This window comes from Stieleria sp. (assembly GCF_041595215.1).
Classification (GTDB): Bacteria; Planctomycetota; Planctomycetia; order Pirellulales; family Pirellulaceae; genus Stieleria; species Stieleria magnilauensis.
This window is the reverse complement of record NZ_JBFHKV010000389.1, coordinates 1-6,996: the sequence shown is the minus strand read 5'-3', so window position 1 is coordinate 6,996 and position 6,996 is coordinate 1. Positions and strand designations below refer to the sequence as shown.

Sequence of the window (6,996 nt, the reverse complement as noted above, 5' to 3'; positions counted from 1 at the left end):
CATCGGCAGCCGGGGCATCGGCGACCAGACAGAGGGACGGAATCAACGCCAAGCAGGCAAACAGGATTCGAGCGGTCATGTTGCGGTGGGGATCGAGGGTGGGATGTGGAAGGTACAGCCCCCATAGTTTAGTAGAACTGCCGGCGGGCGGTTTTGCGATCGACCAGAAACAAACATGTGGCGACTGGGCTGGAAAGCACAACTGACATCAGTCGGTTCGTGCACGCGGCCCAGCTTTTGCGGTAAATCAGCTAAGAAGATTTCGGGGGTAAGAAAATGTTGAAATGCAAAAATCGGTCGATTGCGCCAATTTTCTTACCTCCAAAATCTTCCTACCACTCCACCCAGCCAAGGCGTCCTGTCACGTCGGCGGAAATCAAAAGCGGGATGGCAGAATCATACGCACACAGAATGATGAAATGCTCATCGGCTGGCGGTAATCCGCTGAGCCCAATCGAAAACGACGCTGCGGAGGACGACTCGTGACGCGCGACGACCGAAAAAGGACGTCGTACATCTCGTTCCCAGGTTGGAGCCCGGGAACGAGTGGAGGACGACAGGCTGGAAGCCTATCCCACGCAATGGCAGCGTTTAGGAGTCGATTTCGACACGTTCGCCTTGGGCGTCGCGGCAGTCCATTTCCAGGTGCTCGGGGTACAGGCCTTCGCTGCCGAGGATTTGGACCGTCATGCCGCCGGTGTCTTCCATTTCCATCACGCTGCGGCGTTTCTGGTTGTTCAGGTGCGCCGCGACGGCATCGTTGACGCGAACGGTGACACGTTGGATGTGTTCGTTCTTGACGGCCAGGGCCAGCATCCGGACGACTTCGATCGACATGCTTTCGGCGGTCTTGACCAACCCACGACCTTCGCAACACGGACAATCTTGATAGATGCTGCGTTTCAGACTCGGTCGAATCCGTTGCCGCGTCATTTCGATCAGCCCGAACGGGCTGGTCCGCAAGATCTTGGTGCGGGCGCGGTCGCCGGCCATCGCATCACGCAGCGCCCGTTCGACTTTGCGACGGTGGCTCTCTTTGCGCATGTCGATGAAGTCGTTGACGATCACGCCGCCCAGGTCGCGCAGTCGCAACTGACGGGCGATCTCTTTTGCCGCGGCCAGGTTCAAGCGAAACGCGTTGTCTTCGGCCGACTTTTCGCCGCGGAAGTTGCCACTGTTCACATCGATCGCGACCAACGCTTCGGTCGGATCGATGACGATCGAACCGCCGTTGGGAAGTTTGACCTGGCGTTGGTGAATCTTGACGATCTCTTGTTCCAAGTTGTACTTGTGGAACAAAGGTGATGCACCGTCATAGAGTTTCAGCCGATCGACGACGCGGGGCATGACCATTTTCAAGAAGTCGCGGGCGTTCTCGAACGCCTCTTTCTCGTCGATCACGATCTGGTCGATGTCATCGTTGTAGATGTCGCGAATCGTTTTGATGATCAGATCGCTCTCTTCGTACAGCACGCCGGGTTGGTTGCCGCTTTTGACGCGACGAACGATCGTCTTCCACAACCGGATCAGATAGTCCATGTCACGGCCGAGTTCTTTCTCGCTGCGACCGGCACCTGCGGTGCGGACGATGAAGCCGAGTCCCTTTGGCGGGCCGAGCGACAGCAGGCAGCGACGGAGCCGTTTACGGTCGTCGTCGTCTTCGATCTTGCGGCTGACACCGACCCGTTCCAGTGCGGGCATCAGCACCAGGTAACGTCCGGGGATCGAAATGTACGTGCTGAGTGTGGGGCCCTTGGTGCCGATCCCTTCCTTGATCACCTGCACCAAGACTTCGTCGCCACGTTTAAAGATTTCTTGGATCGGCGGTTTGATCCGCGGCCGACCGCCTTTGAACGCTCGTTTGGAGCCGCGTCCGGATTCGCGGGCGCGCTTGGCGGCCGCTTCGGCCATTTCGTCCGATTCCCGTTTGATCTCTTCGGGGTCATAACCGCCTTGTCGAAAGTATTCCGGTTCGACATCGCTGATGTGCAGAAAGCCGTTGCGTCCGACGCCGAAGTCGACGAAGGCGGCTTGGATACTGGGTTCCAAGTTGACGATTTTTCCGCGGTAGATGTTTCCCGCAAAGGCTTCGACACTTTTGCGTTCGACGTACAGCTCTTCCAGTTTTCCATCATCCAGGATGGCGATGCGGCTCTCTTCGGGTTGGAGCACGTTCATCAACATTTCGCGTTTCATTTGGGCACCTCGTCGGTGGGTTCGCCGCAGTGCGGCGTTTGGTTTGCGATTGCTAAAAATTCGGGATCGGTGGTCGGAAACTCGCGTTTCAAAACCACTTCTGTTCGGGTGATTTGCGACCCGTGCGCGATCCAATCGGAACAGCCGATCAGATCCAGCACGTCGGTCGGTTTCAGGGTCGCCGCGTCACTGGCGGCCATCGAAAGTTCAAGGTTGTCGTTGAAGGTCAACGACAGGATTTGTTCGGCAACGTTGAAGGTCACCGGTTTGTTTTTACGATTCACCGTGACGGTGTCTTTGGCCAGCAACGCCTCAAGATCAGAACGGACGCGGTCGGCATCGATCGGGTCGGCGCCCAATTCCGGGTCCGGCCGGGTGATCACATACTCGGTGCGTTCCAACTTGGCTTTGCCACTGTCCTCGGGTAGCAACTGCACGCTCTTGATGACCAGCCCGGGTTGATCGTCGTGGTCCAGGCGTCGGAACAATTCCGGCGCCGAGAGTCTTTCGGCCAAATCGAGTTCGACGACTTCGTCCAAGCCGCTGATGCCGAGTGCCAGGGCGGACGGAAAACCGATCCGCGGTTTGGGATGAAACCCTTCGGTCATCGACAGCTGTAGTTGCGCGCGTCGGACCAACCGTTCCCAGAGCCGCGCCAGATCGCGGTGACTGGTCCATCGCAACAGCCCCGTTTTCGCGAAACGAACGCGATAGCGCAGCCGCAGCGGCTGATCCGCCGTCGCCTGGTCGGGCGCGTCGTGGGTCGTGGTGGTGTTGGCTGGGGGAGAAGGCATGGATGAGGGAATCGGGGGGATGTTCAGGTCACGATCAGTTCCGGAACGTATTCGCCGAGTCGATCCAGCAAATACAGGTCGACATCACGTGCGGCTTCGAGTTGCATGACGCGTTCGGCGATCTGTTCGCACTGGCCGATCGACACGCTGCGGATGGCTTTCTTGACGCGCAAGAGCGACGACGGCGGCACGCTCAGGTGCCGGACGCCCATGCCCATCAACAGCAGTGCCCGGGCGGGATTGCTGCTCATTTCACCGCAAATGGAAAGGGGGCAGTCGTGCTCTTTGGCGACTTCGACGCAGCGCGCGATCAACCGCAGCACGGCCGGGTCACTGGATTGATACAGGTCGGCGACGTACTCGTTGCTGCGATCCACCGCCAGGGTGTACTGGGCCAAATCGTTGGTGCCGATCGACAGAAAATCGACTTCTTCGACGAAGCGATCGAGCATCATCACCGCCGCGGGGACTTCGACCATCATCCCGACCGGGATGTTGCTGCGGTGCGGCGTGCCGGATTCTTTCAAGTCCTCGGCGACGACGTTGAGCAACATCCGCGCTTGACGGAACTCGGCCAGCGTGGTGATCAGCGGGAACATCACACTGATGTCGCCGTGCACCGCGGCCCGCAAGATGGCCCGCAACTGGGGTCGGAACAGATCCAGATTGCGCAGCGACAGGCGGATGCTTCGCAGACCCAGAAAGGGATTGTGTTCGTATTCGGCCAGGGGCCGATGGCCCATTTTGTCGGCACCCAAATCCAACGTGCGAATGACGACCGGCCGGCCTTCCATCTCTCGGACGACCTGGCTGTAGGCCTGGTAGTGGTCTTCTTCGCTCGGTTCTTCGGCGCTGGACAGGTACAAAAACTCGGTGCGATAAAGACCGATTCCGTCGGCCCCGCGTTCGATGCAGGTGGTGGTTTCGTGGGGGAATTCGATGTTGGCGCTCAACCGCAGCGGCGTCCCGTCGATGGTTTCGGCGGGCAGATCGCGGAGTTCGGAAAGTTTGGCGGTCAACGACCGGCGTTCTTTCAGACGTTTCTTGTAGCTGGCCAGCGTCTCCGGATCGGGATCCAGAATCACGCGTCCGCGGTCGCCATCGACGATGACCTTGATCCGATTGCCGACCAGATCGAGAAAGTTTCCGATCCCGACGACCGCCGGCAGCTCCAACCCTTTGGCGACGATCGCGGTGTGACCGCCGGGGCCACCGGTTTCGGTGCAAAACCCGCGTACGTAACGTCGATCCAGGTTGGCGGTTTCGCTGGGGGTCAGGACGTGGGAGAGGATGATGACGGTTTCATCCAGATCGACCAGTCGGCTTTCGGAGACCGCACCCAGGCAAAACAGCAGTTGTTTTTCGATGTCCAGGACATCTTCGGCGCGATCGGCCAGCAGCGGGTTATCGAGCTTGCGGAGTGCTTCGGCGTAGTTGTGCAGGACACGGCTGACGGCGTAGGCGGCCGACTGGTGTTCCTGTTCGATGCGTCGCCGCAATTCGGCTTGCAGCCGCGGGTCGTGCAGCATCTGCAGTTGGGCGGCGAAGATGTCCCCGGTGTGTTCGCCGGCGACGGCCGAGGTTTCCAGGCGATTGGATTCCAATCGGGTCGAGACACGGTCGACGGCATCGCGCAACCGAGCGAACTCCGCTTCCACTTCATCAGCGGCGAGCAGAGAGCGCGGGATTCGGTAACCGGCAGCATCCAGCACTAGTGCTGGGCCGATCGCGACCCCGGGTGAAACAGGGATGCCTTGAAGTTCGACCATCGTGGTTCGAGGGCACGGTGCTGATCTGCCGATCGCATCAGGGCCGCGTGATCGTGTGACGACCGACCGCTGGAGTCAACGTCGACGGCGCCGGGGGGCGGTGACATTGGCCAACGTTCTGTCGCGATCGTGCGCACCTGGCAGCGAGGCTCGGGCAGTTCAATCCGATCCATCGAGAGGTAGTTGTGTACGGGGGCGTGAAGACCGTCGCATCGCGTCGATCTTCGAGCAGGAATGTAGGGGTATCGGGCGCTCTCGACGCGACGCCCTGTCGGCCGGGATCGATCGAGATCGAGCCGGAAGGGCGGGTCGCCAGAGCCGGGGTGCCTTCGTTTCGGTTCAAGCAGGCGAGGTCGGATCGGTTTCTCTGACGTCACCCGATTTGGCTTCCGTGGGGGCCGAATCGTTGTCGTCAGCTTCGTCGAATCCGCGTTGAAAAAACTGCTCGATCGAATCGATGGCGTTTTCGGCGTCGTTGCCTTCAGCGGTCAAGGTCAACTCGGTGCCGAGTGCGGCGCCGAGCGTGAGTAGCGATAAGATGCTTTTGCAATCCACCATTTCGCCGCCACGTCCGATCAAGATCACGGACTCGAACTGGTTGGCCATCCGCACCAGAAGATCTGCCGGGCGTGCGTGCAGCCCTTGCGGATTGGAAACAACGACGGTGCGGCAAAGCGCTTTTGACATGCAAAAAGCGGGTCTGTATCGGGTGTTTAAACTGGATGGGGATTCGTGCACCGGTCGTCAACGAGCCGGCCGCTCAATCCATCAGCCGGTGGCAAACTGGTTGTCGTCGGCTTCTTGCAATAACTGGGTGATGTCCTCGGCTGACTTACTCTGTTTGAGAAAGCGACAGAACGTTTCGTCGCGCAGCTGACGCGAAATGTTCTCCAAGGCCCGCAGGTGATCGCCGGGGCGTTCGGGAGGGCTGATCAACAGGAAAAACAGCTGCACGCGTTCTCCATCGAGCGAGTCAAAGTCAACGCCTTCTTCGCTGACTCCGACGGTACCGACCAGCTTTTGGACGCTGGGGTGTTTGGTGTGCGGAACCGCGACGCCTCGACCGATGCCGGTCGAACCGAGTTCCTCACGCTTCATAATCGCCGCGACGATGTCGTCGCGTTGTTCGGCATCGATCTCGCCCGACTCAAGTAAACATTGAACGAGCTCTTCGATGGCTTGCTCTTTTGTCTTGGCCTTGAGTTCGGCCTTGATCGACTGCGTACTGATGAAATCTGCAAACTTCATGGGGTGTGAATTTTCAATGAGTGTATCGACAAACACGATGGGCTCGACTGTTACAGCCGATTACTCGTCGCTTGCCGGGGTTTCAATGTGTTTGTGTCCGGTGGCGCGGTGGCCAGTCTTTTTTTCCTTGATCCGACGAAGCTGCTGCTCCACCTTCGGAATCACCATGTCCAAGGCTGCGATCACCGTGGTGGCTTCCGCCGTGGCGACGCATTCTCCGGCATGCTCAATGGATACTTGGATTTCGACCGCAGGCTTATCGGTGTTTTCCAGGTCAACGGTGACTTCAATCGCGTTGATTCGGTCATAGAGACGCCTTAATTTGACGGCCTTCTCCTGGATCAACTCCTGGTCACCTGGCTGAAGACTGCCGTGGCGAGCTGAAACACTTACCTGCATCGTTGCTTCTCTCCGATCGATGTAATCCGACTCCGTCGCTGCCCGACTGGACGCGGTACGATGCCCAGGTCCTTGAATTCTCCTGCAGACAAAGCAATGCGCGACCGCCGGATCGTCAGAAATCCGGCACGTCGTGACGACAGAGTGCTCCTGTTAAAACGCAAGCATACGCGACAGAACCGTCCACGGGTAGCGATCATTTTTGCAGATAGTCCGTTTGGGTGGTAACCCAGGGTGGATTTCAACGGGCCGACGGCCCCTTCTTTGGCCCTCCGCCGACCCCAATCGTGGCAACCCATCCAGCCGGTTCCGCCTGCCAGCGTCCACCGACGCTGCATCCGGCTCCGACCGCCCGAAAGGCAACGCTGTGAAGCATTTGTTTCCTGCGGATGACGAGGTGTTCGCGGCAGGGCGCAAGCCCTCCGGTCCCTCATCGGTCCCGAAACACCGGAGGGCTCGCGCCCTACCGCTAAAAAATGCTTCACAGCGCTGCCCGAAAGGGGGGGCGATCGTCGCCGCCCTGTCCGCCGCGGCGTGTCTTGCGACGCGTTCATCGGGCAAAATAACGCAATTGCTCCCATCCAAGCAAT

The 6,996-nt window shown here is 59.2% G+C and carries 7 protein-coding genes; all 7 read right to left on the bottom strand.

Annotated features, from left to right (window positions below; translation table 11 throughout):
* A partial coding sequence (locus tag ABX749_RS15940) for a hypothetical protein (RefSeq protein WP_372896848.1) occupies positions 1-202 on the bottom strand: 202 nt, incomplete at its 3' end.
* A gap of 389 nt (positions 203-591) precedes the next feature.
* The gene (locus ABX749_RS15935; RefSeq protein ID WP_145221621.1) at positions 592-2,196 is read right to left on the bottom strand and encodes an Rne/Rng family ribonuclease; all 1,605 of its coding nucleotides are present in this window, start codon (positions 2,194-2,196) and stop codon (positions 592-594) included.
* Positions 2,193-2,990, bottom strand: a complete 798-nt coding sequence (locus ABX749_RS15930) for a TIGR03936 family radical SAM-associated protein (RefSeq protein WP_372896847.1) — start codon at positions 2,988-2,990, stop codon at positions 2,193-2,195. The genes ABX749_RS15935 and ABX749_RS15930 overlap by 4 nt, the downstream gene beginning before the upstream one ends.
* Before the next feature lie 23 nt (positions 2,991-3,013).
* A complete protein-coding gene (gene ptsP, locus ABX749_RS15925) occupies positions 3,014-4,759 on the bottom strand; it encodes a phosphoenolpyruvate--protein phosphotransferase (protein ID WP_145221615.1) in 1,746 nt (581 codons plus the stop codon).
* Between the two features lie 339 nt (positions 4,760-5,098).
* Positions 5,099-5,446, bottom strand: coding sequence for an HPr family phosphocarrier protein (locus tag ABX749_RS15920; RefSeq protein ID WP_145221612.1), 348 nt, complete (start codon positions 5,444-5,446; stop codon positions 5,099-5,101).
* Between the two features lie 81 nt (positions 5,447-5,527).
* Positions 5,528-6,007: a PTS sugar transporter subunit IIA gene (locus ABX749_RS15915; protein WP_095742344.1), complete on the bottom strand. Its 480-nt coding sequence runs from the start codon at positions 6,005-6,007 to the stop codon at positions 5,528-5,530.
* Between the two features lie 60 nt (positions 6,008-6,067).
* Entirely contained in the window at positions 6,068-6,406 is a 339-nt protein-coding gene (gene hpf / locus ABX749_RS15910) for a ribosome hibernation-promoting factor, HPF/YfiA family (protein ID WP_095742343.1), read from the bottom strand.
* Between the last annotated feature and the right edge of the window lie 590 nt (positions 6,407-6,996).

Bases quoted from the DNA above. Each gene is read 5' to 3' on its own strand.
- ABX749_RS15935 (WP_145221621.1), bottom strand. From the start codon at position 2,196: ATGAAACGCGAAATGTTGATGAACGTGCTCCAACCCGAAGAGAGCCGC.
- ABX749_RS15920 (WP_145221612.1), bottom strand. From the start codon at position 5,446: ATGTCAAAAGCGCTTTGCCGCACCGTCGTTGTTTCCAATCCGCAAGGG.
- hpf (WP_095742343.1), bottom strand. From the start codon at position 6,406: ATGCAGGTAAGTGTTTCAGCTCGCCACGGCAGTCTTCAGCCAGGTGAC.
- ptsP (WP_145221615.1), bottom strand. From the start codon at position 4,759: ATGGTCGAACTTCAAGGCATCCCTGTTTCACCCGGGGTCGCGATCGGC.
- ABX749_RS15915 (WP_095742344.1), bottom strand. From the start codon at position 6,007: ATGAAGTTTGCAGATTTCATCAGTACGCAGTCGATCAAGGCCGAACTC.
- ABX749_RS15930 (WP_372896847.1), bottom strand. From the start codon at position 2,990: ATGCCTTCTCCCCCAGCCAACACCACCACGACCCACGACGCGCCCGAC.